This is a genomic window from Arthrobacter sp. USHLN218 (assembly GCF_037144715.1).
Classification (GTDB): domain Bacteria; phylum Actinomycetota; class Actinomycetes; order Actinomycetales; family Micrococcaceae; genus Crystallibacter.
Window position 1 is genome coordinate 57,779 of the sequence record NZ_JBBCYT010000002.1, and the last position, 21,696, is coordinate 79,474.

Consider the following 21,696-nt stretch of genomic DNA (forward strand, 5'->3'; position numbering starts at 1 on the left):
TCGTAATTTTGGAATGTCGCCGCGGGTTCGAACGGGGCCCCGTTCGGCACTTCACACGGGGGTCACGCGGTGGTAAATTACGCCGCCGTTCTGCCTCGCAGGCGAATTACCGACTGGCCGGTCGGATCTTGTGGGAGAATACACGGGGCCCTGTGACGGCCGGGACACGGCGGCCAGCGGCTCTCGCACTCTGATAGGTAAGGAATTCCCCACAAATGTCCTCTGAACACATCCCCGCGGGGACGGTGAACCACGCCGACCGTGTCGACAACGACGGCGGCGCACCCGCGAAATGGAAAATTATCGGCCCGGGCCTCGTGGTCGCGGCCACCGGCGTCGGTGCGGCGGACATGGTGGCCACGCTCGTGGCCGGATCCCAGTTCGGCTACCAGCTGTTCTGGGCCGTGATTGTCGGCGTCATCCTGAAGATCGTCCTGGTCGAGGGCGCCGGCCGCTACACCCTCGCCACGGGCAAGACGATCTTCGAGGGCTGGCGCTCGCTGGGCCGCTGGACCACCTGGTACTTCGGCCCGTACATCCTCATCTGGGGCTTCGTCTACGGCGGTACAGCCATGTCCTCGGCGGCCTTGCCGCTGGCCGCCCTGTTCCCGGTGCTGCCATTGTGGGTCTGGGCCGTCCTGATGGGCGTGGCCGGCTTCGTCATGGTGTGGTTCGGCAAGTACGCCACGTTCGAGAAAATCACGGCCGTGCTGGTCGGCATCATGTTTGTCACCGTCGTCGGACTGGCGGTCATCGCGCTGCCCAACATCCCCGAAATGCTGAAGGGCCTGGTCCCGTCCATCCCGGAAAAGGGCGGCCTGCTGTCCACCCTGGCCCTCGCCGGCGGCGTCGGCGGCACCATCACGCTGGCGGCCTACGGCTACTGGCTCCGTGAAAAGGGCTGGTACACCCCGAAGTGGATGCGCGTCATGCGGATCGACAACTCGGCCGCCTACATCATGACCGGCGTCTTCGTCCTGGCCATGCTGGTCGTCGGCGCCGAGGTAGTCCGCTCCGCGGGTGTCTCGATCAGCGGCGGCGACGAAGGCCTGCTGGACCTGGCCGAGGTCCTGAACGCCCGCTACGGCGAGGTCATCGGCACCGGCTTCCTCGTCGGCTTCTGGGCTGCATCGTTCTCCTCCATCATCGGCGTGTGGAACGGCGTGTCGCTCATGTTCGCGGACTTCTGGGGCCACATGCGCAAGAAGGAATCGGGCCACCCGGACACGCGCGTGGGCGGCAAGTACTTCAAGTTCTATGTGCTCTGGCTGACGTTCCCGCCGATGATCCTGTTTGCCCTCGGCAAGCCGATCGCGCTGATCCTGGCGTACGGGGTGCTCGGCTCGCTGTTCATGCCGTTCCTCGCGCTGACCCTGCTGGGCCTGCTCAACGGCAAGCGCATCCCGAAGGAATGGGCCAACCGGATGCATACCAACATCGCCTTGGGTGTCTGCGCCCTGCTCTTCGGTGTCCTCGGCATCCAGCAGCTGGTCAAGGCGATCGCTCCGGCCTTCGGCGGCTGACCGCCCCCAACGCGGGTCCATGCGGACCCGCTGCGCTGCCTGTGCACCATCGCGGTGCGCAGGCAGCGCGCTTTAATGACGACAGCGGACTAAGAGGCACGTCGTTGCTTCGGCTCAAGGGTGGCCCGCAACGTCTCGAGGGCGCCGCCTCGGGCGCGGGACCGCGGGCGCGGCGGCGAAGGCGGCTGTGCCTCGGCCCGGCCGCCTTTGGCCTCGATCTAGGTCGCAGTGCGCTTGGAATGCTCCAGCCCGGGCTCGCCGACCATCGAGGCCAGGAACTCGTCGGCTTCCGTCAGCCCGCGGGCGGCCTGGCACAAGATGGCCCGCGCTTCGGCTTCCAGCGTGCGCCCGTGGGACTCGGCCAGGATGCGGAGCCCCTCCATGATCCGCGGCTCCAGGCCGGGTATTGTCAGCGCTTCCATGACCGCCACCTTCCTGCGTGAAGTCCATGCTAGACCTGCCGCAGGCGGCTGTCATCGCCGGAACTTCCGGCCGCCTCGCGGGCGGCCGGAACCTCCGCGTGCGGATCGCTAACGCAGCGGATCGAAGGGCTTGAGCTCCTCGGGGACGGTGCCGTTGACGATCTGGCCCGCGAGCAGCTTGCCCGTGGCCGGGCCGAGCACGATGCCCCACATGCCGTGGCCGCCGGCAACGAAGACGCCGGGGGAGCGGGTGGCGCCGATGACCGGCAGCCCGTCCGGGGTCACCGGGCGCGGACCCACCCAGAGATCCTCGAGCTGATCCAGGTCCATGCCGGTGAAGAGCGGCCGCACGGCGGCGAGGATCGCCTCGATCCTGCCGGTCTGCAACGGCTCGTCCGGTCCGCGGAACTCCATGGTCCCGGCGATTCGCAGCCGCCCCTGGTACGGGGTGCACGCGACACGGCGGGCCGGGAAATAGATCGGGAACTCGGCCGGCTCCTCGGTCGCGACGCTGAAGGAGTACCCGCGTCCGGCCTGGATCTGCGTCCGAACGCCGAGCGGCTTGGCCAGCTTCGGCAGCCACGCGCCGTTGGCCAGGACCACGACGTCGGCGGATAGCGGATCATGCCCGTAACTGTCCACCGCGATCCCGCCCGGGCCGTGCCGCAGCCCGCGCACGTCGGCGCCGGAAATGATGGACGCGCCGCGCGCCCGCACGGCGTCCGCGAGGGCCTCGACGAACGGCCCGGGTTCGATGAAGCGCTGGCCTTCCATCTCGAGGACGGTGCTGACGCCTGCGGAAAGCTGCGGCACCTTCAGCCGCGGGCTCTCGAGCGGCCGCAGCGGCACGCTTTGCCCGGCGCGCTCCACCTGCTGGATCTCGTGGATGAAGGGCTTGCTCTCCCGCTCGTTCTCGAAGCCGACGATGAACGGTCCGCTGCGAGTCCAGGAGTCGACGCCGTTCGAGGTCAGCTCGTCGAACGCATCGAGCGCCATCCGGTCGATGGGCGTCAATGCATCCATCGTGCGCTTCCACGCCCTGGATGTGGCATGCAGCCCGAAGCGCGCCAGGAACATCCAGAGCCTGACGTCCAGCCGCGCCGGGATGTGCAGCGGGGCGGTCGCGTCCAGCAGTGCCTTGGGTGCGTAGGACCACAGCGTCGGGTCGGCCAGCGGCATGGCCATGCCAGGCGTCAGCCATCCAGCATTGCCCCAGGAGGCGCCGGCGGCGACACCGGACCGGTCCACGACCGTCACCTCGATCCCGTGCTCCTGCAGGTGCCAAGCGGTGGACAGGCCCACCATTCCGGCCCCGACAACGACGGCGGTCTGCGGCTTCCGGGCGCGCGTATACATACACTCTCCTTGGTCGTGATCTACGACACGTACTCTAGCTTCATTGTGAATATTTGGAGAGCTTGACTCAATAGAATCGAATATCATTCGTCGGAAGGGCGACAACACATGAATACTTCGGAGACGCGCAGGAAAGTGCCCGCCGGAACGAAGAACCTTCGGGCGGCCGAGCTGGATGCCACGGACCGGCTGATCCTGCGCCTGCTGCAGGACGACGCGCGCCTGCCGAACAATGCCATCGCGGCCGCAGCCGGCATTGCCGCCTCCACCTGCCATGCAAGGATCAGGTCGCTCGAGGAACGCGGCATCATCCGCGGCTACCACGCCGACGTGGACCCCGCCGCCGTGGGCCGCGGACTGCAGGCGCTGATATCGATCCGGCTGCAGGCCCACGCGCGCGCCAACCTGACGCGCTTCGAGGAGTACCTGGGCGAACTGCCGGCAGTCGAGGGTATCTTCTTCGTGACCGGAGACCGGGACTTCCTCATCCATGTCGCCGTTCCGGATTCGGCGGCGCTGAGGGAGCTTGTGGCCAGCAATCTCAGCGTGCGGCCCGAGGTTGCGGGCACCAGCACCGCGGTGCTCTTCGACTACGTCAGGCCCGGTACGGCCCGCCCGGCGGACTAAGGTTCGCGGGCCCGGCGGTGCAGGCCCGATGGGCGCGGCAGCGCGGTCCGCTGAAGGCAGGGCGACGCTGCCGCGGCGGCGGCTGCGCGGGTTCCCGGCCCCTCCGGATCGGGCCTTGACCGGGGTGCGGTGGCGGCCCGATGCTGAAATCCGGAACGGGGCGGCGCCGCGAGCGAGGGGTTGGCAGCATGCAGACGTTGGATCAGGACGAACTGACCATCCACATCGACGCGCCGCCGGATGCCGTCTACGACCTGGTTGCGGACGTTACCAGGACGCCCGAATACAGCCCCGAGGTCAGTGAAGCCAAGTGGGTGACGGGTGCACGGGGGCCGGTGGCCGGAGCCAGGTTCAGGGCGACGAACACCAGCGGAAAATTCTCGTGGCACAACACTCCGATAGTCACGGCGGCCGAGCACGGCCGGGAGTTCACTTTTGCCCGGACCGAGCCGTTCTGCGGCACGGTGCAGTGGCGGTACCGGTTCGAGCCGGAAGCCGGCGGCACCCGGGTCACGGAGTCCTACCTCCTGATCCGCCCGATCACCCGTATCGGTTGGGTTATTGTCAGCGGCTTCGGCACGGACAAGGACCGCCGCCGGACCATGCATGAGGACATCCTGACCAGCCTTGAGCGTCTGCGGGCCATAGCGGAAAGGGAGTCCTCCGCCTAGCGGACCGCCAGTATTGTTGACGTGTCAATTAGCTTCTGCCACAATGATTGAAACGTCAACCAACCTGGAGGGTCGAGATGTCCTGGTTCAAGAAGTTCTTTTCGTCCAAGGCGCGCACCGAGAGCGCGCCCATCCCCGCTGAGGCTCCTGCCGGCAGGCACGCTGCGGCTCCCGTCGCTGAAGTCCCCGAGCAGGTAGCTGGGAAACCTTTGCCGCGCATCGCCGTCGTTACCGGCAGCACGCGGCCCGGGCGCGTCAACAACTCCGTGGCCGACTGGGTGATCGCCGAACTGGCCGAGCGCAGCGATGCCGTGTTCGAGCTCGTCGACATCAACGACTTCAACCTGCCGCTGCTGGACGAGCCGGCTCCGGCCGCCTACCAGAGCTACCAGAACGAGCGCACCAAGGCCTGGTCCGCGAAGGTTGCCGCGTTCGACGGCTTCATTTTTGTGGCCAACGAGTACAACCACACGGTGGGCCCGGCCCTGACCAACGCGCTGTCCTTCCTGAATGCCGAGTTCAACAACAAGGCCGCCGGCATCGTTTCCTACGGTTCCATGGGCGGCGTCCGCTCCGCGGAGCACCTGCGCAACATCCTGGCCGAACTGCAGGTTGCCGTGGTCCGGAACCAGGTCATGTTCAGCCTGTTCACCGATTTCGAGAACTTCTCCGACTTCAAGCCGACCGAGCAGAACGCGGGCACCCTGGCCCCGATGGTGGACCAGTTGGTCCCCTGGGCCAAGGGCTTCGCGTCCGTTCGCAGCGAAGCGGCCGTCGCGGCCGCCTGACCGGCCTCCGGCTGGACTGGCGGAACCGCCCTGCAGTCCCGCACTGCAGGGCGGTTTTCCATTGGTCCTTACCAACGGAACGCCGCGCTGTTAATGTGGAAGTACCGGCAGTTGGGCAGGCCGGCCGGCCGGGGGAAGTCAGAGGCGCCAGCCTGCAGGAGGCGGACAATGCGAACGCAGGACCAGATGCAACATAGCGCGGACCAGCCGGTCCCGGAGCCCGGAACCACGGGAACTCCAGACCAGGACAGTGCGGAACTGGACGAGCCCCTCGGGCACGAGGACGGGCCCAGCAAGGAGGCGGTCCCGGAGACGGACTGACCTTCCGCACCGAAGGCAGCCGCTTGGATGAGGATGTGCCCCGCATGGATGCGGGGCATTTTCCGTATGTGCCGGTGACCGCCGGGAGGCGGCGGCCGGCTCCTGTCGCCTGATTCGGCGGATCCGGGCGGCGGGGCCAATGACGACGGCGGATGCGGGCTTTGGGGGCCCGGAATGCCCATGGGCCCTGTCGGGCGCGCGGCCCGATCACTAGGCTTCGAACCGTAAGCCACCCCCGATTCAGGAGCCGATAATGGAGCGCAAGTACGGAATCCAACTGCTCGGTGCCGCGGCGCTGGCCATGGTCCTGGCCGCCTGCGGGCCGGCCGAGCCGGACCAGGAACTGCCCGATAATCCCTCCCCGCAAACCGCTGCCCCGACCGCCTCCGGTGCCACGCCCGGCGGAACGGCGGAGAGCGGCTCGCCAAGTGCATCGGCCGGTGCCGAAGGCCAGGAGGTGTCGGCCAAGTTCGAGGAGTACTCCGCCGGTGCCACCGCCATCACCTATGATCTCCAGCGCGTGCCCGTCGGGGCCGAGGCCGAGGTGGAAGTCGAAAACGAAGACGGGGGTACCAAGGTCAAGCTGAAGGTCGAGGGGCTGGAGCCGGACACTGCCTTCGGCTCGCACGTGCACGTCGCGGCCTGCGGCGAGAATCCGGACGACGCCGGTCCGCACTACCAGAACAAGGCGGATCCCCAGAAACCGTCGACCGACCCGGCGTACGCCAACCCGCAGAACGAGATCTGGCTGGACTTCACCACGGACGGCAAGGGAGAAGGGGAGGCCGAAAGCGAGGTCGCCTGGAAGCTGCGCGACGGCGAGGGCCAGTCCGTGGTCATCCACGCCATGCCGACGGCGACCGAGACGGGCAAGGCTGGGACCGCCGGCGATCGGCTGGCTTGCATAAACATCCGGCAGTAGGGCCGTTGCAGGCCGGTGCCGGAGGCCGGAACCACCCTGGGGTGGCCCCGGCTACCCGAAAGGGCTTCGGTTTGCGCCGCTGCGGCCCGCGCGTGGCAAACTGTCGGTATGTCATCGCGGACGGAACACAAGGCCGAGATCCAGGACAAGGCCGCGCACATCGGCATGCGGATCGAGGACCGGTGGCAGATCTGGCGTGAACGCCGTGCGCGCGAGCGCGGGGACCTGGCGACCGTGCTGCCCTTCACCGGCTACGGGTCGGCGGGCTGGGTGCGCGTCCTCGGACGGGTCGTGATGGCCAAACCCGAGGCGTTCGAGAACGGCCGGGTGTCCTCGAAGCTCATCGCGGACGGCATCCGCGGGTGGCGCAATTTCATCAGCCCGCCCGTGTCCAGTGCCAAGGTCAGCATCAAGGTGGACGGCGAGGAGCACGAGGTCACGGCGGATCGGGGCGGCGTCATCGACGCGCACGTTCCTGCGGACCTGCCGGAGGGGTGGAACACCGTCCGCCTCAGCTGCGAAGGCTCCACGCCGGTGGAAGCGCCGGTGTACATCGTCCCGTCCGCGAAGAGGTTCGGCGTAGTGTCCGACGTCGACGACACCGTGATGGTCACCGCGCTCCCGCGGCCGATGCTCGCCGCCTGGAACACCTTTGTGCTGGATGAGCACGCGCGCAATGCGACCCCGGGGATGGCCGTGATGCTCGAACGCGTCACCCGCCAGCACCCCGGCAGCCCGGTGCTCTACCTATCGACCGGCGCCTGGAACGTGGCGCAGACGCTCACGCGCTTCCTCACCCGGAACATGTACCCGGACGGGGCGCTGCTGCTGACGGACTGGGGGCCGACGAAGGACCGGTGGTTCCGCAGCGGGATGGAACACAAGACCACGCAGCTGATGCGCCTGGCCGAGGAGTTCCCGCAGGTGAAGTGGCTGCTGATCGGGGACGACGGCCAGCACGACGAAGCGATCTACGCCGGCTTCGCCCAGCGCTATCCGGACCACGTGGCGGCCATCGCGATCCGCCAGCTTTCGGCCAGTGAGGCCGTGCTCGCCGGCGGCCGCTCGCAGGCCAAGCCCGGTAATGCCACGCCCGGCATTCCATGGATCTATGCGCCGGACGGGGCCGGCATCACCGTCCAGCTGCGCGAGCTGGGGATCATCGCCGAGGACTGACCCCCGGGCCGAGGACCGGCCCCGGCTGGTCCCGCCGGGCGGTCAGCTCGCCTTGGCGCGCTTCGCCGTCGTGCCTTCCTGCTGCACGTCCTCGGGGAGCAGGATGTCGTCGATGATGGCGCCGGCGCCCTCGGTGTCCGTCTGCTCGGAGAGGGCCAGTTCGGACACCAGAATGCGGCGGGCCTGGTCCAGCTGCCGCTTCTCGCCGGCCGGCGCCAGCCCTGCCTGCAGCCGCCGGGTGAGGTCGCGGACGACCTCGGACACCTTGTAGACGTCGCCGGTGGTGATCTTCTCCTGGTTCGCCTTGAAGCGGCGGGACCAGATTTCCTTCTCCATCGAGGCCGGTTGGCGCAGGATGCTAACCACCTTCTGCACGCCCTTCTTGCCGATAGCCGGGCGGACGCCAAGGTCCTTGGCCTTGTCCGCGGGGACCTCGATCGTCAGGCCGTCGTGGTGGACGCGGAACTGCACATAAGTGGTCTCGGCCGCTTTGAACGTCCGGTTGGTCAGACCCGTGACCGTGACGGCGCCGTGCGGCGGGTAGACAAGGTTTTCGCCCACTTTAAGTTTCATTTTGTCCTCTCATGCCATTGTGGCAGATACTGTCATATTGACAGGGAAGGCGCAAACGTGCGATATCGTGGAAGCTCACGGCTGCCCGGACGTTCCAGGCGGCCGGCAGGAGGAATCGGAAGGGGCCCATGAGCGCAAGGACCGCGGAATTACGCGCTACCAGGCCGGCCGGGCAGGGCCTGCGGGAGCGCCGGCGGCAGCAGACCAGGGCCGAGATCACGGATGCGGCGCTCGAATTGTTCGCTCAGGGCTCAGTCGCGGCGACGACCGTGGACGATATTGCCTCGGCCGCGGGAGTGTCCGCGCGGACCTTCTTCCGCTACTTCGCCAGCAAGGAAGAAGCGGCCCTGCCGGTGCACCAGGAGTTCAACGCCGCCCTCGCCGACGGGCTGCCCGCCGTGGACCCGGGTGGCGATCTGCGCCGGGAGGTGAACGGGCTGTACGGGCTGATGGTCCGGCCGTACCTGGACAACGATTCGCCGGCGGCCCAGCGGATGCTGCAGGTCAGCCGGCTGATCCGGAAGGAGCCGGCCTTGCGGGCGGCCATGGTGCGGCAGAACCTTGAGCGCACCGAGGAGGTGCAGCAGGCTTTGGCGGCCAGGCTCGGGCCGGAGCGGACGGATCCGCTGGAACTGCGGCTGGCCATCGATATCGCCTCGGTCGTCGTGCGTGCCTCGCTGGACACCTGGGCCTCGCAGCTGGAAGCCGGCGGACCCGCGGATCTGGCGGCGATATACGGGCGGGCCCTCGAGTTCGCAAAGTAGGTCTGCCGAACGGCGCCGCTGGCTGGCAGAATGTCGTTCATGCGAGCCGCCGTGAAAGCCCTCGATCTGCATATCGTCCTCGCCGGGACGGCCGAGCCGATCTGGCGCGACGTTCGCGTTCCGGCCGGGCTGACACTGCCCGAAATGCACCGCGTCATCCAGCTCGCGTTCGATTGGGAGGACCGGCACCTCCACCTGTTCAGGACGGGCGGTCCCGGCGGCCGCGAGCGGATCTTCGCCGGGGACGAGGACACCGCCCTGGAACTAGGGATGGAGTCCGCCGAAGGCTACACGCTGGAAGACATCTTCTCCGCCAGGAATACTCGGCTGGTGTACGAGTACGACTTCGGTGACTGCTGGCTGCACGAGATCGAGGTGGCCGGACACGCCGTCGTGCCCGCGGGAGTACTGATCTGCCTGGCAGGCGCCAACCGGGGGCCGGTGGAGGACTCGGGCGGGATGGACGGCTACGCCCGGCTCTGCGCCGCAGCCCAGGACCCCGCACACCCGGAACACCAAGCTGTCCAGGAGTGGCTCTACGGGGTCGCGGGGGAGCTGTCCTTCGATCCGGCGCACTTCGACCGCGAGCAGGTGAACCGCAGGCTCACCCGGCTGGGGCTGCGCTGGTCCGACGCGCCGCCGACGCCGGAGGAAGTCGCCGAAGTAGTCCGGCCGGTCAAATGGCTGCTGCAGCGCGTGGGGCCGGACGGGCTGGAGCTGACCAAGGACGGCTACCTTCGCCCCGCCGTGGTGCAGGAAGCGGTCGTCGCGCTGGGGCTGGCGGGACGCGTCTACGGCAAGGGGAACCGCGAGGTCAACACCCGTGAGGTCCTCGGGCTGCGCCGTCAGGTGCAGGAATGGGGACTGCTGCGTAAGTACAAGGGACGGCTGCTCCGCACACCGGCGGGCCGTGAACATTGCGACGACGACGAAGGGCTCTGGCACTACCTCGCGTCGCGGATGGCCAAGCCGGGCAGCCTCGGCGAGGACTTCCTGCACCGGCTGTTCACCGAGTGGCTCGTGGAGAACCAGCTGCCCCCGGTGTCCGTGCGCGGCGAGATCCTGGTGGAGATCATGACGGCGGAAGGCTTCCATGGACCCGACCAGCGGCCCATCGCGCTGCCGGCGGGCCGGGACCTCGCCCGCCGGATGGCGGACACGTTCGGGCAGCTGAATATCTACCTGCCCTCGAACCGGCCGTGGCTGAGCCAGGAACTCTCCGAGGCCGGCATGAAGTTCCTGCTGGAGGTCCAGCGGCGGCAAAATAGTTACCGATGACTGATACAACGGCTGTGAACCGCAATCCCGGCGGTCCGGCGGCAGGCCTGCGGCTGAGCTGCAACGTGCCGATGCGCTGGGGAGACATGGATGCCTACGGGCACATCAACAATGTGGAGATCCTGCGCATCCTCGAGGAAGCGCGTATCCACGCCTTCGGCCCGCCGGCCGGCACCGGCGGGGAAGGGTTGGAGGTGGATCTGCCGGTCTTTTCCGACCTGCCCGCGGATACTCAAGCACTAGTGGTGGAGCACCGGGTCAGGTATGTCCGGCCGCTCAATTACCGGAATATCCCGGCGCACGTCGAGGTTTGGATCAGCGCGTTGAAGGCCGCGAGCCTGACCATCGCGTATGTGGTCAAGGATCCGGTGACCCTTGAGGAGTGCGTGAAGGCGGAGACCACGCTGGCGTTCTTCAACGAAGCCACCGGCCGGCTGCTCCGGGTGACCGCGGACCACAAGGAGCGGCTGGCGCCGTACGTGGGGGAGTCCAACTTCCCGTAAGGACCCGGAGCCTGGCGTTGCGTTGGCGCCCGGTGCCCGGCCGGCCGCTGGACAGTGCCGACGCCGGCGCTGAGACTGGGCAGATGGCACCCTCCTCGGCGACACGGATCTTCACCCTCGGCCACGGGACCAGCAGCCCCGCCGACCTGGCCGGAATGCTGGCCGCCGCCGGGGTCGAGGTCCTGGTGGATGTGCGCCGTTTTCCCGGGAGCCGGAAGCATCCGGAGATGGCCAGGGAGGCCCTGGGCGAGTGGCTGCCTCGTGCCGGCATCGGCTACCGCTGGGAAGAAGACCTGGGCGGGCGCCGGCGCATTCCGGCCGGGGAGCCGGAACCTGATACCTGGTGGAACGTCGAGGCGTTCCGGGCGTACGCGGCCTACACCCGCACGCCGCCGTTCGAGGCGGGACTCGGACGGCTCCTGGAGCTGGCTGCGGGCGAAGCTGTCGCAATCATGTGCAGCGAGACGGTGTGGTGGCGCTGCCACCGCCGGCTCATTTCCGACGTCCTGGTCCTGCGGCACGGCGTGGAAGTCGTCCACCTGATGCCCGGCGGAAAGCGGTCAGGGCATCGTCCTTCCGAAGGGGCTCGCATGACGGACGACGGCCTCGTGTGGGACCGTGCCGCTTGACGCCGCCGGTCGAAGCACCGCATTCGGCGGCACCCTGACGCAGGCACCCAAAAAAAGGGGCGCCGAATAAAGGAGCCCGCAGCCTCGGCCCTGCCCGGCTGCCCAGACGGGCGGCGGGCGGATCGAGGCTGCGGGCGCAATTCCTGAAGGAAGCGACCTCGGTGCTGGCTACGCGAGGACGCTCAGCTTGGAGTCCTTGCGGCCGAACAGGGCGTGGTCCACGGAGATGCGGCCCGGGCCGACCATGGCGATGGCCAGCGAGGCGGCCGCCAGCAGCAGTACCAGTTCGTAGCCGCCGTTGGCGGCAAAGACGCCGGCGCTGATGTGGACCAGGAACATGGCGCCGAGCATGTTGAGCATCAGCAGGATGGCCGCCGGGCGGGTGAGGAGGCCGAGGATCAGGGCGATGCCGCCCGCGACTTCCAGCACGGCCACAACGGGGGCGGCGATTTCCGCAGCCGGGATACCCATCTGGCCGAAGGCGGCCTGGGTGCCGGCGATGGTCCATTCGTTGAACTTCTGGAAGCCGTGGGCGGCAAAGAGGAAGCCGAGGACAACGCGCAGGACGGTGCGGGCGGTCGTGTTCAAAGCGGGGTTCTTCATGATGTTTTCACCGTTTCGTTTGGTCATTGGAGCGGCCGTCTGGAACGAGCTACAAGCATCAATTGTTGACGCTTCAATAAAAGGCTGACAGCTGATAGGTTGAAATGTCAATTTTTATGCCCTGTCGTGCCTGTCACACCGCCCGAAAGGCGGCGGCGGGGTGCGTCGGGCGGTCGTACAGCTCGGCCTGCTACAGTCCGCAGCGGAACAATACAGGCTCTGGACAAAGGGAACGATGGATCTGAACGACCTGCAGGGAATCGCCGCCGAATGGTGGAGCAGGATCCTCGCCGGCTTCCACCGGGACGCGGGCCTGGAGCCGACGCTGCTGGAGCTCGGGCTGATCCTCGCGGTTGCGCTGGCGGTGTCCGTTCCGCGGGCCAGCTGGCGGTACTTCGGGCTCTTCGTCACCATGGTCCACGAGCTCGGCCACGCGTTCGCCGCGTTGACGACCGGCCGCCTGGTCAAAGGGATCCACCTCAGGTTCGACCAGTCAGGCGCCATGATGAGCCGCGGGTCCGGCCGCGCCGGCGCTGTCTGGGCCGGGTTCTGGGGCTATCCCGTGCCGGCCGTCGTCGGCTGCGTCCTGGTCCTGGCGGCCTTCAGCGGCTGGTCCTCCTTGGCACTCTCCGTCAGTGCGCTGCTGCTGCTGGCCACGCTGCTGTTCATCCGAAACGCGCAGGGCGCGGTCATCGCCGTCGGGCTGGCCCTCGCGTCCAGCCTCCTGGTCTGGTTCGCGCCGGCGGCTTTGCTGGGCCATCTGACCCTGGCGCTGGGGATCGGGCTGCTCGTGGGATCCGTGCGGGACTGGCTGAACCTGCTCGGTGTGCACACCCGCCGACGCCACCAGCTGGCCAATTCGGATGCCCACATCCTCTCCCGCCGCACGGGTGTCCCCTCGGCCCTGTGGCTTGCCGGTTTTGCGGCCGTGATTATGGCGTGCTGGGTACTGGCCGGAATGGCCGTCGCGGCGGTGGCAGGCTTCCCCGCCTGACCGGGTCGGCCAGCCCGTTTGGCCGCGGATCCGACCCCGAAAATAGGCCCCGGCAATGGGAATTACTGGCCCCCGCCGCTCGTTATCATCGCGACGAGGAAAATAGATGTTGATTATTCAGTGCGAGACGCTAAAATGGGCCGACACCTCGTCAATACGACAACAGCTTCAGGAGTTTTAAACCCGCATGGCAACCGACTACGACGCACCCCGCAACAAGGACGAAGACCAGAGTAACGAGTCCCTGGAAGCGCTGCAGTCCCAGCGTGGGGGCGGCGCCAAGACCGCAATCATCGATGTTGAGGATTCGGACACCGCTGAAGGTATCGACCTCCCCGGTGCCGACCTTTCCGGCGAGGAACTGGTAGTCCAGGTCGTCCCCCCGCGCGAGGACGAGTTCACCTGTTCTTCCTGCTTCCTGGTCCGCCACCGCAGCCAGGTGGCGCGCGAAAAGAACGGCGAACTGTACTGCCGCGACTGCGAAGGCTAAACAGCCCGCGTACAGCAACATCAAACCCCGCGCCCGCCAGCGCGGGGTTTTTTGGTGCGCGGGGCTCAGCCGCTGCTGGTCAGGTGGATGCCCGCCTCCGGCGTCGCCACCCGGAAGGAGAAGGACTCCTCGATATACAGGTACACGTTCTCCGCGTCGTGATGGTCGTAGCCCAGCGAGAGGTACTGGCCGGACTCGAACAGGAAGTCGCCGCCGCGCATGCTCATCACCACGGCCCCGCGGACACCGGGTGCCCACACGATCGGGCCGTCGAGGATCCGGCGGAGGTGCTCGGCCAGCAGGTAGCCGCCGTGTTCGGCCGTTTCGACGACGGCGGTGTAGTGGCCGGGGCCCAGCGCCAGCCCGAACGGGCCGCCGATGCCCGCCTTGAGCAGCACCGCCACGGCCTTGGCGATCCGCTTCGGGTAGTCGTTGAAGTCCTCCACCCGCGGCACGGGCGCCAGCGGGGTGGCCTCCGTGACGCCGGTGATGCCAGCGCCCCGCCAGCCGTGGAACACTGCCACGTTCTCGGCGCTGGCGATCCGAAGGGCGGCCTCATCCAGGTCGGTCAGGTCGACGTCCGCGGCGCCCCGGTCGTGGTTGAGCAGTTCGCGCCGCGAGACCACGAAGTCCGCCCGTACTTCGACCAGCGGCAGGGTCCGCCGACGCAGCGCCGAGACGCCCTCGGCGGGGGCTCCGTCCACGCCCTCGGTCCGGCCGAGGTTGGTGGCGGAGTATTCCCAGCCCAGCGGGCCCTTGAAATCCACCAGCTTACGGGCGCCCAGTGCGACGGTGAGCCGCTGCCGGGCCTCTTCGTCGAGCAGCCGCCATCCGCCGTCGGAAATCGGCGCGTGCTCGCGCAGGAGATGGTTCATCGCCATGACTGTTGCCCCTTCAGGCTCCCGATGCCGAGCGAGGGATCGGAAGCCGTCGGCTCTTGGGCGGAGCCGCTCGCGGCGGCCTCCGCGGCCTCGCCGTGCTCCACGATGTCCCCGTCGCGGAACAGCACTCCGCGGGCGGTCTCGCGCCATTTCGGCTTGCGCCGCAGCAGGAATTCCAGGTCCATGCTGAAGTGCTTGAACTCCTCGCCCATGGAGTCCTCCATGATGGCGCGGGCGGCAGGATCGGGCTCCAAGGAGATCCGCTGCTCGTACCAGCCGATCGCCTCGGCTTCCTCCGTCAAGTTCGCACACATGCGGGCGAAGGTGCGGGTATCGGCCGAGAGTTCCCCGGCCGGCTCGTGGTATTGGTCAAAGCCCATCGGACATCCTTTGACGTAGGTCGTCGGAACCGTGCACAGTGCCTATCCGCCAGCCTAGCGAGCCTTCCTGAGGGTGGCTACCCTACAGCCGGGTCAGCCGTCCCAGCCCAGGTTGCGCGCCATCCGCTGCAGCACATCGAGGGCCGCGTCGTACTCGTCCGCGGACACGCCCTCGGTGATCCGTTGCCGGTTCCGGTCCACCACGTCGCCTAGCGACGCGAGGCTGCTGCGGCCCAGATCGGTCAGCGAGAAGCGGTCGCCCTCGTTGGATACCCAGCCGCTCTCCAGCAGTTCGTCGAGGTGCTCGGCGGACGACTCATCCGCGGTCTGGCTGAAGAACGGCTTCAGTGCGTCGTTCAGTTCCGCCGCGGTCGAGGGCTGCTCCGCCAGCACGTTGAGGATCTGCCACTGGCGGCGGGTGACGCCGTGTTCCTCGACCATGGTGTCGAACTGCTCGTTGATCAGGCCGTCGACCAGCCGGAGCCAGAATCCAAGGGGACGTTGTTCTGCCATGCACCCACCATACAAAGCCGGTCAACACCTAGGGCAAGGGGCGCAAACAACGACGCCGGCGCCCGGCTTGGGCAGGTGCCTTGCCGCGGTGCCGGGGCGCTTATAGCGTGAGGAACGGGCCCGCACGGGCGAACAGCGGGCCCGTCTGCACCACCTGACAAGGAGGACAGCATGAGCGAGGCGCCGCACGGGACGCTGGACGGGGAGAATCCCCGCGAACCGAAGGTCGATGTTTCCACCGAGACCCAGGAGTATCCGGGCTTCACCGAGGAGATGCAGCCGCGGCCGGACCATGGCGAGGACAGCTATCGCGGCAACAACCGGCTTGAGGGCAAGAAAGCGCTGATCACCGGGGGAGACTCCGGCATCGGCCGCGCCGTGGCGCTCGCGTTCGCCAGGGAAGGCGCCGACGTCGCAATCTCCTACCTGAAAGAGGAGGAAGAGGACGGGCAGGACTGCCTCGAACTGATCCTCGCGGAGGGACGCAAGGCCCTCGCGGTCCCGGGGGACGTGCGGGAGGAGGACTACGCAACCAAGGCCGTCGCCGAGGTGGTCGAGGAGCTGGGCGGGATCGACATCCTGGTCAACAACGCCGGCTACCACTTGGAGCAGCCCAACGGGATCGCCGACATCAGCGCCGGGCAGCTGCGCCGGACCTTCGAGACCAATGTCTTCGGCACCTTCTGGATGATCCAGGCCGCGCTGCCGCACCTGTCGGCGGGCTCGGCCATCATCAACACGACCTCGATCCAGGGCTACCACCCCTCGACGGGCCTGATGGACTACGCCGCCACCAAGGCCGCGCTGAACAACCTGACCTTCAGCCTGGCCGAACTGCTGGGACCGAAGGGCATCCGCGTCAATGCCGTGGCGCCGGGACCGATCTGGACGCCGCTTCAGCCGGCCACCACGTCGCCCGAAAAGCTGGAGAGCTTCGGCGACGCGACGCCGCTGGGCCGTGCCGGCCAGCCGGCCGAGGTCGCCGGGGCCTTCGTCTACCTTGCCTCGAACGATGCGCGCTACGTCTCCGGCGAGGTCATCGGCGTCACCGGCGGCATGCACCTGGCCTGAGCGCCCTCCATATACAAACGACAGGCAGCGAAATAGCCTAGTCCTAGCCCCACCCCATCGGTCTTCGAAGGGACCCAACCATGGCTTCAGTCAATTCATTCGGTTCGCAGGGCACGCTGGATGTGGCCGGAACCGGCTACCGGATCTTCCGGCTCAACGCGGTGGACGGCGCGGAGCGCCTTCCCTATAGCCTCAAGGTGCTGCTGGAGAACCTGCTGCGCACCGAGGACGGCCAGAACATCAAGGCGAACCACGTCAACGCGCTGGCGCAGTGGGATCCGGAGGCCGAGCCTTCCACCGAAATCCAGTTCACCCCGGCGCGCGTGATCATGCAGGACTTCACTGGCGTCCCGTGCGTGGTGGACCTGGCCACCATGCGCGAGGCCGTCGTGGACCTGGGCGGCGACCCCAAGCGGGTCAACCCGCTGGCGCCGGCGGAACTGGTGATCGACCACTCCGTGCAGATCGACGTCTTCGGCAATGCCCAGGCCCTCGAGCGGAACATCGAGATCGAATACCAGCGCAACGGCGAGCGGTACCAGTTCCTGCGCTGGGGCCAGACGGCCTTTGACGATTTCAAGGTGGTGCCGCCGGGCATGGGCATCGTGCACCAGGTGAACCTGGAGTACCTGGCGCGCACCGTCATGACCCGCGAGGTGGAGGGGACGCTGCAGGCCTACCCGGACACCTGCGTCGGCACTGATTCGCACACCACCATGGTCAACGGGCTCGGGGTGCTGGGCTGGGGCGTCGGCGGCATCGAGGCGGAGGCCGCGATGCTGGGCCAGCCGGTGTCCATGCTGATTCCCCGGGTGGTCGGCTTCAAGCTCACGGGGGAGATTCCCGCCGGGGCGACCGCGACCGATGTCGTGCTTACCATTACCGAGATGCTGCGCGAGCACGGCGTCGTCGGCAAGTTCGTCGAGTTCTATGGCGACGGCGTCGCGGCCGTGCCGCTGGCCAACCGCGCCACGATCGGCAACATGAGCCCCGAATTCGGCTCTACGGCCGCGATCTTCCCGATCGACGAGGTGACCCTGGAGTACCTGCGGCTCACCGGCCGCTCCGAGCAGGACGTGGCGCTGGTCGAGGCCTACACGAAGGAACAGGGGCTCTGGCACGACCCCTCCAAGGAGGTCAAGTACTCCGAGTACCTCGAGCTGGACCTCTCCACCGTGGTTCCCTCCATCGCCGGGCCGAAGCGCCCGCAGGACCGCGTGGAACTCACCAACGCCAAGATGCAGTTCCACCGGGACCTCGAGAACTATGTGCACAAGGAGGTGGAAGCCGAGGGGCCGAGCGTGGACGAGGCCATCGAAGAGACGTTCCCGGCCTCCGACCCGCCGACCTACACGGACGCCGGCAGCAAGGTCAAGAACCCCTCGCACCTGACCGTGAAGAAGACGGATCCGGATTCCGGCCGCGCCACCCACCCGGTGGAGCTGACGATGCCGGACGGGCGGAACTTCTGGCTGGACCACGGCGCCGTGACGATCGCCTCGATCACCTCCTGCACGAACACGTCCAACCCCTCGGTGATGCTGGCGGCCGCGGTGCTGGCGCGCAACGCCGTCGACAAGGGCCTGGCCTCCAAGCCGTGGGTAAAGACTTCTGTCGCCCCCGGCTCCAAGGTCGTCACGGACTACTACGAGCGCTCCGGCCTGACCCCGTACCTGGAGAAGCTCGGCTTCTACCTGGTGGGCTACGGCTGCACGACCTGCATCGGCAACTCCGGGCCGCTGGAGGAGGAGATCTCGCAGGCCATCGGCGACAACGACCTCGCCGTCTCCGCCGTGCTGTCCGGCAACCGCAACTTCGAGGGCCGGATCAACCCGGACGTGAAGATGAACTACCTGGCCTCGCCGCCGCTGGTAGTTGCGTACGCGCTGGCCGGTTCCATGGACTTCGACTTCGAGGATGATCCGCTGGGCCAGGATCCGGACGGCAAGGACGTCTTCCTCAGGGATATCTGGCCGGATGCGACCGAGGTCCAGCGCATCATCGACTCGTCGATCGACAAGGAAATGTTCACCTCGAGCTACGAGACCATTTTCGACGGCGACCAGCGCTGGCAGTCGCTGCCGACTCCGTCGGGGGACACGTTCGCCTGGGACCCGCAGTCCACGTACGTGCGCAAGCCTCCGTACTTCGAGGGAATGCAGGCCCGCCCGGAGCCGGTGACGGACGTCAGCGGGGCCCGCGTCCTGCTGAAGCTGGGGGACTCGGTCACGACGGACCACATCAGCCCGGCGGGCTCCTTCAAGTCGGACACCCCGGCCGGCAAGTATCTGCTGGAGCACGGCGTGGAGCGCAAGGACTTCAACTCCTACGGTTCCCGCCGCGGCAACCACGAGGTGATGATCCGCGGCACCTTCGCCAACATCCGCATCAGGAACCAGCTGCTGGACGGCGTGGAGGGCGGCTTCACCCGCGACTTCAGCCAGGAGGGCGGCCCGCAGTCCACCGTCTACGACGCGGCGATGAACTACCAGGCCGCAGGCATCCCGCTGGTCGTCCTGGCCGGCAAGGAGTACGGCTCCGGCTCGTCCCGCGACTGGGCGGCCAAGGGCACCGCGCTGCTGGGTGTCAAGGCCGTGATCGCCGAGAGCTTCGAGCGCATCCACCGGTCCAACCTGATCGGCATGGGCGTGCTGCCGCTCCAGTTCCCGGCGGGGGAGAGCGCGGCGTCCCTGGGCCTCGACGGCACGGAGACGTTTGCGATCGAGGGCGTCACGGCGCTCAACGACGGCGCCACGCCCCGGACCGTGCGGGTCACCGCGACGGCCGCGGATGGATCGCAGAAGCAGTTCGACGCCGATGTCCGGATCGACACTCCGGGCGAGGCCGACTACTACCGCCACGGCGGCATCCTGCAGTTCGTCCTGCGCCAGCTCGCGGTGTAGGACGAACTGCAGGACGGTGCAGGAGAGCCGCAAAAGTGAGCGGGTTCGGCGGCCCGGATATCCGGGCCGCCGCGCCGGTATTTTCCCGGCGAGTCTCGCCTCGCCGGGCGGCGGGATCTCGTAATCTGTTGCAGGCCACAACGGTGGCAACAGGCCCGCACGGGAGAAACATGGAATTTTCAGCGCAAGGACGCGTGCGTCCCGACTTCACAGGAGTCGGAGACGGCGATGCCGCTTTCTGACTACGAACGCGAACAGCTTCGGCTGCTGGAGCAGCAACTCAGGACAGAGGCCCCGGAACTCCATGACGTCCTGGCCGCGCCGACCGCGTCGCATCGAAGCCGGCTGCTCGCCGGGTGGCTGCTGGCCTTCCTCGGCGCCGTGGGAATCCTGCTGGGCCTGTATGCCTCGGCCGTGCCGGTGGCGTCGATCGGACTGCTCGGCATCGCGGTCGGCCTGTTCCTCGCCCACGGCGCAGGGACCGGGCCCGCCGGCGTCACGCCGGCGCGCTAGTCGATCGCGGCCACGAGCCAGGCTCCGATCCTTTCCTGCCAGGCCATTTCCACGGTTGCCTGCGCGCCGGTAGGCAGGGTGGATCGGACGGCCACCTCGACCCCGCCCCGCTCCGGATGCGTGGCGCCAGCCAGGTAATCCGGCTCGGGAATGGCCTCCACGATCCGGGCAGCCGCGCTGAAGTCGCCCCAGCCCGCGAGCGACTCGGGCACCACCAGGCTCTCCAGCGTGGCCCGGTAATGGCGGCGGTCCAGCAGCGCCTCGCAGAACAGGGCGGCCACTTCCACCGCGTCCCGGACCGCCGGCTCGTCCGGCAGGGCGGGACCGCCGGCTGCGTCATCGCCGCTGCGGCGATGGCGCAGCCAGTGCACGTCCGGGGGCAGGTTCGGATCCATGCCAACACCTTAGCCACCGCCACTGACAGGCGGGCTCCTGCCGCGCCGCACACGTGAGCAGGCACTGAAGGAGGCACGCTCCTGCCGCGCCGCACACGCGGGCAGGCGCGGAAGGCTGACCTCGTGCGAAAGGCGGGCGCCGACGTCGTTGGCCGGTCCCCGGCAGCCTATCGAGTGGCCAGGGAACGGGCGGGAACGGTCTGGCGGCGGGCCAACAGGTGGTGGTACTCGGGATGCTCCACCATGGTCTTGCGCACCGTGCGATCGAACGGGCGGACCGCAAGGTGCCGGCGGTGGGCGCTGTCGAGGGCGTTCATCACCAACACGGTTTCGAGATCCCGGTTCCTGAAGCCACGGTCGATCGTGGTGCGCAGGAACCAGATTTCGTTTCCTTCGAGCCGGTAGCGCAGTGAACCGGCAACTACTCCATCCCAATAAATCGTGAATTGTGCGCTCAGATGGTCGTCTTGGACGGCAGGCATTGGAATCCCCCCTCTGGCAATGCCCGGCACGAGGAGAACGCGCCGGATACTCCTTAGACGTAAGCGTGAGGCATCGGGTTCAATGGGTCAAGGAAAATTTTCAGGAGGCGCATGCACACCCCGACCGACGGCCAGGACCAGCGGCCGCTGCACCTGCAGCCCGGCGCAATCCTGCTGGTGGTGGCCGGCGGCGCGCTCGGAACGCTCGCCCGCTTCGGCGTTTCACAACTGCTTCCGCCGGCGTTCGGCTGGCCGCTGGGCACGCTGGCCGTCAATCTGACCGGAGCGTTTGCGCTGGGCCTGCTGCTGGAGTTCCTGCTGCTTCGGGCGCCGGACGACGACGGCCGCCGGGCCTTGCGGTTGGTGGCGGCCACGGGGTTCATCGGGGCTTTCACCACCTACAGCACCCTGGCGCTGGAGGGCAACCAACTGCTGGCCGCGTCCGGGCCAGGCCTCGCTACCGGCTATTGGCTCTTCACTCTGGTCGGAGGCTTCCTGGCGAGCCTGGCTGGAGTCGCTGCGGCGTCGCACTTTCGTGGCCGCCGGGCATGACGCTGCTGCTGATGGCACTCGCCGGCGGTGCCGGCGCCGGCACCCGATTCCTGGTCGACGGTCTCGTCCACCAATGGGTGGAGCGTGCCGCGTTTCCGTTGGGAACCCTGCTGGTGAACGCCACAGGTTCCTTCCTGCTGGGACTTCTCACCGGCGTCGTGCTTTCACACCATGCCGCACCGGAACTGCAGCTGATCCTGGGGACGGGATTCCTCGGGGGCTACACGACCTTCAGCACCGCCAGCGTGGATACGGTCCGGCTGGTCCAGCAGGCGCGCTGGGGCTCCGCGCTCGCCAACGCGCTCGGGACCCTCCTGCTAACCGCGCTTGCCTGCGCGGCCGGGTTGGTGCTGGCCGCCTGACCCG

The 21,696-nt window shown here is 67.9% G+C and carries 27 protein-coding genes; 18 read left to right on the plus strand and 9 right to left on the minus strand.

Annotated elements, in window-relative coordinates:
* Positions 1–215 precede the first annotated feature (215 nt).
* Positions 216–1,523: an Nramp family divalent metal transporter gene (locus WFH44_RS03825; protein ID WP_336711916.1), complete on the plus strand. Its 1,308-nt coding sequence runs from the start codon at positions 216–218 to the stop codon at positions 1,521–1,523.
* A 218-nt stretch (positions 1,524–1,741) separates the two neighbouring features.
* Here WFH44_RS03825 and WFH44_RS03830 read toward each other — a convergent pair whose 3' ends face one another.
* The gene (locus WFH44_RS03830) at positions 1,742–1,945 is read right to left on the minus strand and encodes a FitA-like ribbon-helix-helix domain-containing protein (protein WP_336711918.1); all 204 of its coding nucleotides are present in this window, start codon (positions 1,943–1,945) and stop codon (positions 1,742–1,744) included.
* Between the two features lie 108 nt (positions 1,946–2,053).
* The gene (locus WFH44_RS03835) at positions 2,054–3,301 is read right to left on the minus strand and encodes an NAD(P)/FAD-dependent oxidoreductase (protein ID WP_336711920.1); all 1,248 of its coding nucleotides are present in this window, start codon (positions 3,299–3,301) and stop codon (positions 2,054–2,056) included.
* Positions 3,302–3,409: 108 nt separating this feature from the next.
* Between WFH44_RS03835 and WFH44_RS03840 the strand changes: the two genes are divergently transcribed.
* The 6 genes from WFH44_RS03840 (at position 3,410) to WFH44_RS03865 (ending at position 7,806) form a co-directional block, all read left to right on the plus strand.
* Entirely contained in the window at positions 3,410–3,928 is a 519-nt protein-coding gene (locus WFH44_RS03840; RefSeq protein WP_336711922.1) for an Lrp/AsnC family transcriptional regulator, read from the plus strand.
* A gap of 188 nt (positions 3,929–4,116) precedes the next feature.
* Positions 4,117–4,599 carry an SRPBCC family protein gene (locus tag WFH44_RS03845; protein WP_336711924.1) on the plus strand — a complete coding sequence of 161 codons (483 nt, stop codon included), beginning with the start codon at positions 4,117–4,119 and terminating at the stop codon, positions 4,597–4,599.
* A gap of 209 nt (positions 4,600–4,808) precedes the next feature.
* Positions 4,809–5,387, plus strand: coding sequence for an NADPH-dependent FMN reductase (locus WFH44_RS03850; RefSeq protein ID WP_336712884.1), 579 nt, complete (start codon positions 4,809–4,811; stop codon positions 5,385–5,387).
* 186 nt (positions 5,388–5,573) lie between these two features.
* Positions 5,574–5,708 carry a hypothetical protein gene (locus WFH44_RS03855; protein WP_336711926.1) on the plus strand — a complete coding sequence of 45 codons (135 nt, stop codon included), beginning with the start codon at positions 5,574–5,576 and terminating at the stop codon, positions 5,706–5,708.
* 253 nt (positions 5,709–5,961) lie between these two features.
* The gene (locus WFH44_RS03860; protein WP_336711928.1) at positions 5,962–6,630 is read left to right on the plus strand and encodes a superoxide dismutase family protein; all 669 of its coding nucleotides are present in this window, start codon (positions 5,962–5,964) and stop codon (positions 6,628–6,630) included.
* A gap of 108 nt (positions 6,631–6,738) precedes the next feature.
* A complete protein-coding gene (locus WFH44_RS03865) occupies positions 6,739–7,806 on the plus strand; it encodes an App1 family protein (RefSeq protein ID WP_336711929.1) in 1,068 nt (355 codons plus the stop codon).
* A 42-nt stretch (positions 7,807–7,848) separates the two neighbouring features.
* On the opposite strand, the gene WFH44_RS03870 is transcribed toward WFH44_RS03865, so the two are convergent.
* Positions 7,849–8,379 carry a CarD family transcriptional regulator gene (locus tag WFH44_RS03870; protein ID WP_336711931.1) on the minus strand — a complete coding sequence of 177 codons (531 nt, stop codon included), beginning with the start codon at positions 8,377–8,379 and terminating at the stop codon, positions 7,849–7,851.
* A 128-nt stretch (positions 8,380–8,507) separates the two neighbouring features.
* On the opposite strand from WFH44_RS03870, the gene WFH44_RS03875 reads away from it, so the two are divergent.
* From WFH44_RS03875 to WFH44_RS03890, 4 genes are all read left to right on the plus strand, one after another.
* Positions 8,508–9,143, plus strand: a complete 636-nt coding sequence (locus WFH44_RS03875) for a TetR family transcriptional regulator (RefSeq protein WP_336711933.1) — start codon at positions 8,508–8,510, stop codon at positions 9,141–9,143.
* Between the two features lie 39 nt (positions 9,144–9,182).
* The gene (locus WFH44_RS03880) at positions 9,183–10,421 is read left to right on the plus strand and encodes a plasmid pRiA4b ORF-3 family protein (protein WP_336711935.1); all 1,239 of its coding nucleotides are present in this window, start codon (positions 9,183–9,185) and stop codon (positions 10,419–10,421) included.
* Entirely contained in the window at positions 10,418–10,924 is a 507-nt protein-coding gene (locus WFH44_RS03885) for an acyl-CoA thioesterase (protein ID WP_442892863.1), read from the plus strand. Before WFH44_RS03880 ends, WFH44_RS03885 begins: the two co-directional genes overlap by 4 nt.
* An 83-nt stretch (positions 10,925–11,007) precedes the next feature.
* The gene (locus WFH44_RS03890; RefSeq protein ID WP_336711938.1) at positions 11,008–11,553 is read left to right on the plus strand and encodes a DUF488 domain-containing protein; all 546 of its coding nucleotides are present in this window, start codon (positions 11,008–11,010) and stop codon (positions 11,551–11,553) included.
* 168 nt (positions 11,554–11,721) lie between these two features.
* Here the strand turns inward: WFH44_RS03890 and WFH44_RS03895 are convergent, their stop codons facing one another.
* Complete coding sequence (locus WFH44_RS03895) at positions 11,722–12,156, minus strand: DoxX family protein (protein ID WP_336711939.1); 435 nt, start codon at positions 12,154–12,156, stop codon at positions 11,722–11,724.
* 235 nt (positions 12,157–12,391) lie between these two features.
* Here WFH44_RS03895 and WFH44_RS03900 point away from each other — a divergent pair, with 235 nt between their 5' ends.
* Complete coding sequence (locus WFH44_RS03900; RefSeq protein WP_336711940.1) at positions 12,392–13,150, plus strand: M50 family metallopeptidase; 759 nt, start codon at positions 12,392–12,394, stop codon at positions 13,148–13,150.
* A gap of 187 nt (positions 13,151–13,337) precedes the next feature.
* On the plus strand, positions 13,338–13,640 hold the full coding sequence (locus WFH44_RS03905; RefSeq protein ID WP_262106043.1) for a DUF4193 domain-containing protein: 303 nt from the start codon (positions 13,338–13,340) through the stop codon (positions 13,638–13,640).
* 65 nt (positions 13,641–13,705) lie between these two features.
* Here WFH44_RS03905 and WFH44_RS03910 read toward each other — a convergent pair whose 3' ends face one another.
* The 3 genes from WFH44_RS03910 to WFH44_RS03920 all read right to left on the minus strand — a co-directional run bounded on the left by WFH44_RS03910 (position 13,706) and on the right by WFH44_RS03920 (position 15,414).
* On the minus strand, positions 13,706–14,521 hold the full coding sequence (locus WFH44_RS03910; protein WP_336711941.1) for a family 1 encapsulin nanocompartment shell protein: 816 nt from the start codon (positions 14,519–14,521) through the stop codon (positions 13,706–13,708).
* Complete coding sequence (locus tag WFH44_RS03915) at positions 14,512–14,901, minus strand: ferritin family protein (protein ID WP_336711942.1); 390 nt, start codon at positions 14,899–14,901, stop codon at positions 14,512–14,514. The genes WFH44_RS03910 and WFH44_RS03915 overlap by 10 nt, the downstream gene beginning before the upstream one ends.
* Before the next feature lie 93 nt (positions 14,902–14,994).
* On the minus strand, positions 14,995–15,414 hold the full coding sequence (locus WFH44_RS03920; RefSeq protein ID WP_336711944.1) for a MarR family winged helix-turn-helix transcriptional regulator: 420 nt from the start codon (positions 15,412–15,414) through the stop codon (positions 14,995–14,997).
* A 171-nt stretch (positions 15,415–15,585) separates the two neighbouring features.
* On the opposite strand from WFH44_RS03920, the gene WFH44_RS03925 reads away from it, so the two are divergent.
* The 3 genes from WFH44_RS03925 to WFH44_RS03935 all read left to right on the plus strand — a co-directional run bounded on the left by WFH44_RS03925 (position 15,586) and on the right by WFH44_RS03935 (position 19,901).
* The gene (locus WFH44_RS03925; protein ID WP_336711946.1) at positions 15,586–16,485 is read left to right on the plus strand and encodes a glucose 1-dehydrogenase; all 900 of its coding nucleotides are present in this window, start codon (positions 15,586–15,588) and stop codon (positions 16,483–16,485) included.
* Positions 16,486–16,565: 80 nt separating this feature from the next.
* Positions 16,566–19,388 (plus strand): aconitate hydratase, encoded by a 2,823-nt coding sequence (locus tag WFH44_RS03930; protein ID WP_336711948.1) that lies wholly within the window; start codon positions 16,566–16,568, stop codon positions 19,386–19,388.
* A 228-nt stretch (positions 19,389–19,616) separates the two neighbouring features.
* Positions 19,617–19,901 (plus strand): DUF3040 domain-containing protein, encoded by a 285-nt coding sequence (locus WFH44_RS03935; protein WP_336711951.1) that lies wholly within the window; start codon positions 19,617–19,619, stop codon positions 19,899–19,901.
* Here WFH44_RS03935 and WFH44_RS03940 read toward each other — a convergent pair.
* Both WFH44_RS03940 and WFH44_RS03945 read right to left on the minus strand, forming a co-directional pair.
* Positions 19,898–20,296, minus strand: a complete 399-nt coding sequence (locus WFH44_RS03940) for a hypothetical protein (protein ID WP_336711953.1) — start codon at positions 20,294–20,296, stop codon at positions 19,898–19,900. The two genes, WFH44_RS03935 and WFH44_RS03940, sit on opposite strands and share 4 nt — an antisense overlap.
* A 167-nt stretch (positions 20,297–20,463) precedes the next feature.
* The gene (locus tag WFH44_RS03945; protein ID WP_336711956.1) at positions 20,464–20,778 is read right to left on the minus strand and encodes a GNAT family N-acetyltransferase; all 315 of its coding nucleotides are present in this window, start codon (positions 20,776–20,778) and stop codon (positions 20,464–20,466) included.
* A 111-nt stretch (positions 20,779–20,889) separates the two neighbouring features.
* Between WFH44_RS03945 and WFH44_RS03950 the strand changes: the two genes are divergently transcribed.
* Positions 20,890–21,330 carry a fluoride efflux transporter FluC gene (locus tag WFH44_RS03950; RefSeq protein WP_336711957.1) on the plus strand — a complete coding sequence of 147 codons (441 nt, stop codon included), beginning with the start codon at positions 20,890–20,892 and terminating at the stop codon, positions 21,328–21,330.
* On the plus strand, positions 21,327–21,692 hold the full coding sequence (gene crcB / locus WFH44_RS03955; RefSeq protein WP_336711959.1) for a fluoride efflux transporter CrcB: 366 nt from the start codon (positions 21,327–21,329) through the stop codon (positions 21,690–21,692). Before WFH44_RS03950 ends, crcB begins: the two co-directional genes overlap by 4 nt.
* Positions 21,693–21,696 lie beyond the last annotated feature (4 nt).

What these genes read in the sequence shown, in the direction of transcription:
- WFH44_RS03840 (WP_336711922.1), top strand. Translation starts at nt 3,410, where the DNA reads ATGAATACTTCGGAGACGCGCAGGAAAGTGCCCGCCGGAACGAAGAAC.
- WFH44_RS03920 (WP_336711944.1), bottom strand. Translation starts at nt 15,414, where the DNA reads ATGGCAGAACAACGTCCCCTTGGATTCTGGCTCCGGCTGGTCGACGGC.
- crcB (WP_336711959.1), top strand. Translation starts at nt 21,327, where the DNA reads ATGACGCTGCTGCTGATGGCACTCGCCGGCGGTGCCGGCGCCGGCACC.
- WFH44_RS03900 (WP_336711940.1), top strand. Translation starts at nt 12,392, where the DNA reads ATGGATCTGAACGACCTGCAGGGAATCGCCGCCGAATGGTGGAGCAGG.
- WFH44_RS03830 (WP_336711918.1), bottom strand. Translation starts at nt 1,945, where the DNA reads ATGGAAGCGCTGACAATACCCGGCCTGGAGCCGCGGATCATGGAGGGG.
- WFH44_RS03825 (WP_336711916.1), top strand. Translation starts at nt 216, where the DNA reads ATGTCCTCTGAACACATCCCCGCGGGGACGGTGAACCACGCCGACCGT.
- WFH44_RS03880 (WP_336711935.1), top strand. Translation starts at nt 9,183, where the DNA reads ATGCGAGCCGCCGTGAAAGCCCTCGATCTGCATATCGTCCTCGCCGGG.
- WFH44_RS03940 (WP_336711953.1), bottom strand. Translation starts at nt 20,296, where the DNA reads ATGGATCCGAACCTGCCCCCGGACGTGCACTGGCTGCGCCATCGCCGC.
- WFH44_RS03925 (WP_336711946.1), top strand. Translation starts at nt 15,586, where the DNA reads ATGAGCGAGGCGCCGCACGGGACGCTGGACGGGGAGAATCCCCGCGAA.
- WFH44_RS03860 (WP_336711928.1), top strand. Translation starts at nt 5,962, where the DNA reads ATGGAGCGCAAGTACGGAATCCAACTGCTCGGTGCCGCGGCGCTGGCC.
- WFH44_RS03950 (WP_336711957.1), top strand. Translation starts at nt 20,890, where the DNA reads ATGCACACCCCGACCGACGGCCAGGACCAGCGGCCGCTGCACCTGCAG.
- WFH44_RS03935 (WP_336711951.1), top strand. Translation starts at nt 19,617, where the DNA reads ATGCCGCTTTCTGACTACGAACGCGAACAGCTTCGGCTGCTGGAGCAG.
- WFH44_RS03890 (WP_336711938.1), top strand. Translation starts at nt 11,008, where the DNA reads ATGGCACCCTCCTCGGCGACACGGATCTTCACCCTCGGCCACGGGACC.
- WFH44_RS03895 (WP_336711939.1), bottom strand. Translation starts at nt 12,156, where the DNA reads ATGAAGAACCCCGCTTTGAACACGACCGCCCGCACCGTCCTGCGCGTT.
- WFH44_RS03905 (WP_262106043.1), top strand. Translation starts at nt 13,338, where the DNA reads ATGGCAACCGACTACGACGCACCCCGCAACAAGGACGAAGACCAGAGT.
- WFH44_RS03845 (WP_336711924.1), top strand. Translation starts at nt 4,117, where the DNA reads ATGCAGACGTTGGATCAGGACGAACTGACCATCCACATCGACGCGCCG.
- WFH44_RS03835 (WP_336711920.1), bottom strand. Translation starts at nt 3,301, where the DNA reads ATGTATACGCGCGCCCGGAAGCCGCAGACCGCCGTCGTTGTCGGGGCC.
- WFH44_RS03930 (WP_336711948.1), top strand. Translation starts at nt 16,566, where the DNA reads ATGGCTTCAGTCAATTCATTCGGTTCGCAGGGCACGCTGGATGTGGCC.
- WFH44_RS03865 (WP_336711929.1), top strand. Translation starts at nt 6,739, where the DNA reads ATGTCATCGCGGACGGAACACAAGGCCGAGATCCAGGACAAGGCCGCG.
- WFH44_RS03875 (WP_336711933.1), top strand. Translation starts at nt 8,508, where the DNA reads ATGAGCGCAAGGACCGCGGAATTACGCGCTACCAGGCCGGCCGGGCAG.
- WFH44_RS03855 (WP_336711926.1), top strand. Translation starts at nt 5,574, where the DNA reads ATGCAACATAGCGCGGACCAGCCGGTCCCGGAGCCCGGAACCACGGGA.
- WFH44_RS03915 (WP_336711942.1), bottom strand. Translation starts at nt 14,901, where the DNA reads ATGGGCTTTGACCAATACCACGAGCCGGCCGGGGAACTCTCGGCCGAT.
- WFH44_RS03870 (WP_336711931.1), bottom strand. Translation starts at nt 8,379, where the DNA reads ATGAAACTTAAAGTGGGCGAAAACCTTGTCTACCCGCCGCACGGCGCC.
- WFH44_RS03885 (WP_442892863.1), top strand. Translation starts at nt 10,418, where the DNA reads ATGACTGATACAACGGCTGTGAACCGCAATCCCGGCGGTCCGGCGGCA.
- WFH44_RS03910 (WP_336711941.1), bottom strand. Translation starts at nt 14,521, where the DNA reads ATGGCGATGAACCATCTCCTGCGCGAGCACGCGCCGATTTCCGACGGC.
- WFH44_RS03945 (WP_336711956.1), bottom strand. Translation starts at nt 20,778, where the DNA reads ATGCCTGCCGTCCAAGACGACCATCTGAGCGCACAATTCACGATTTAT.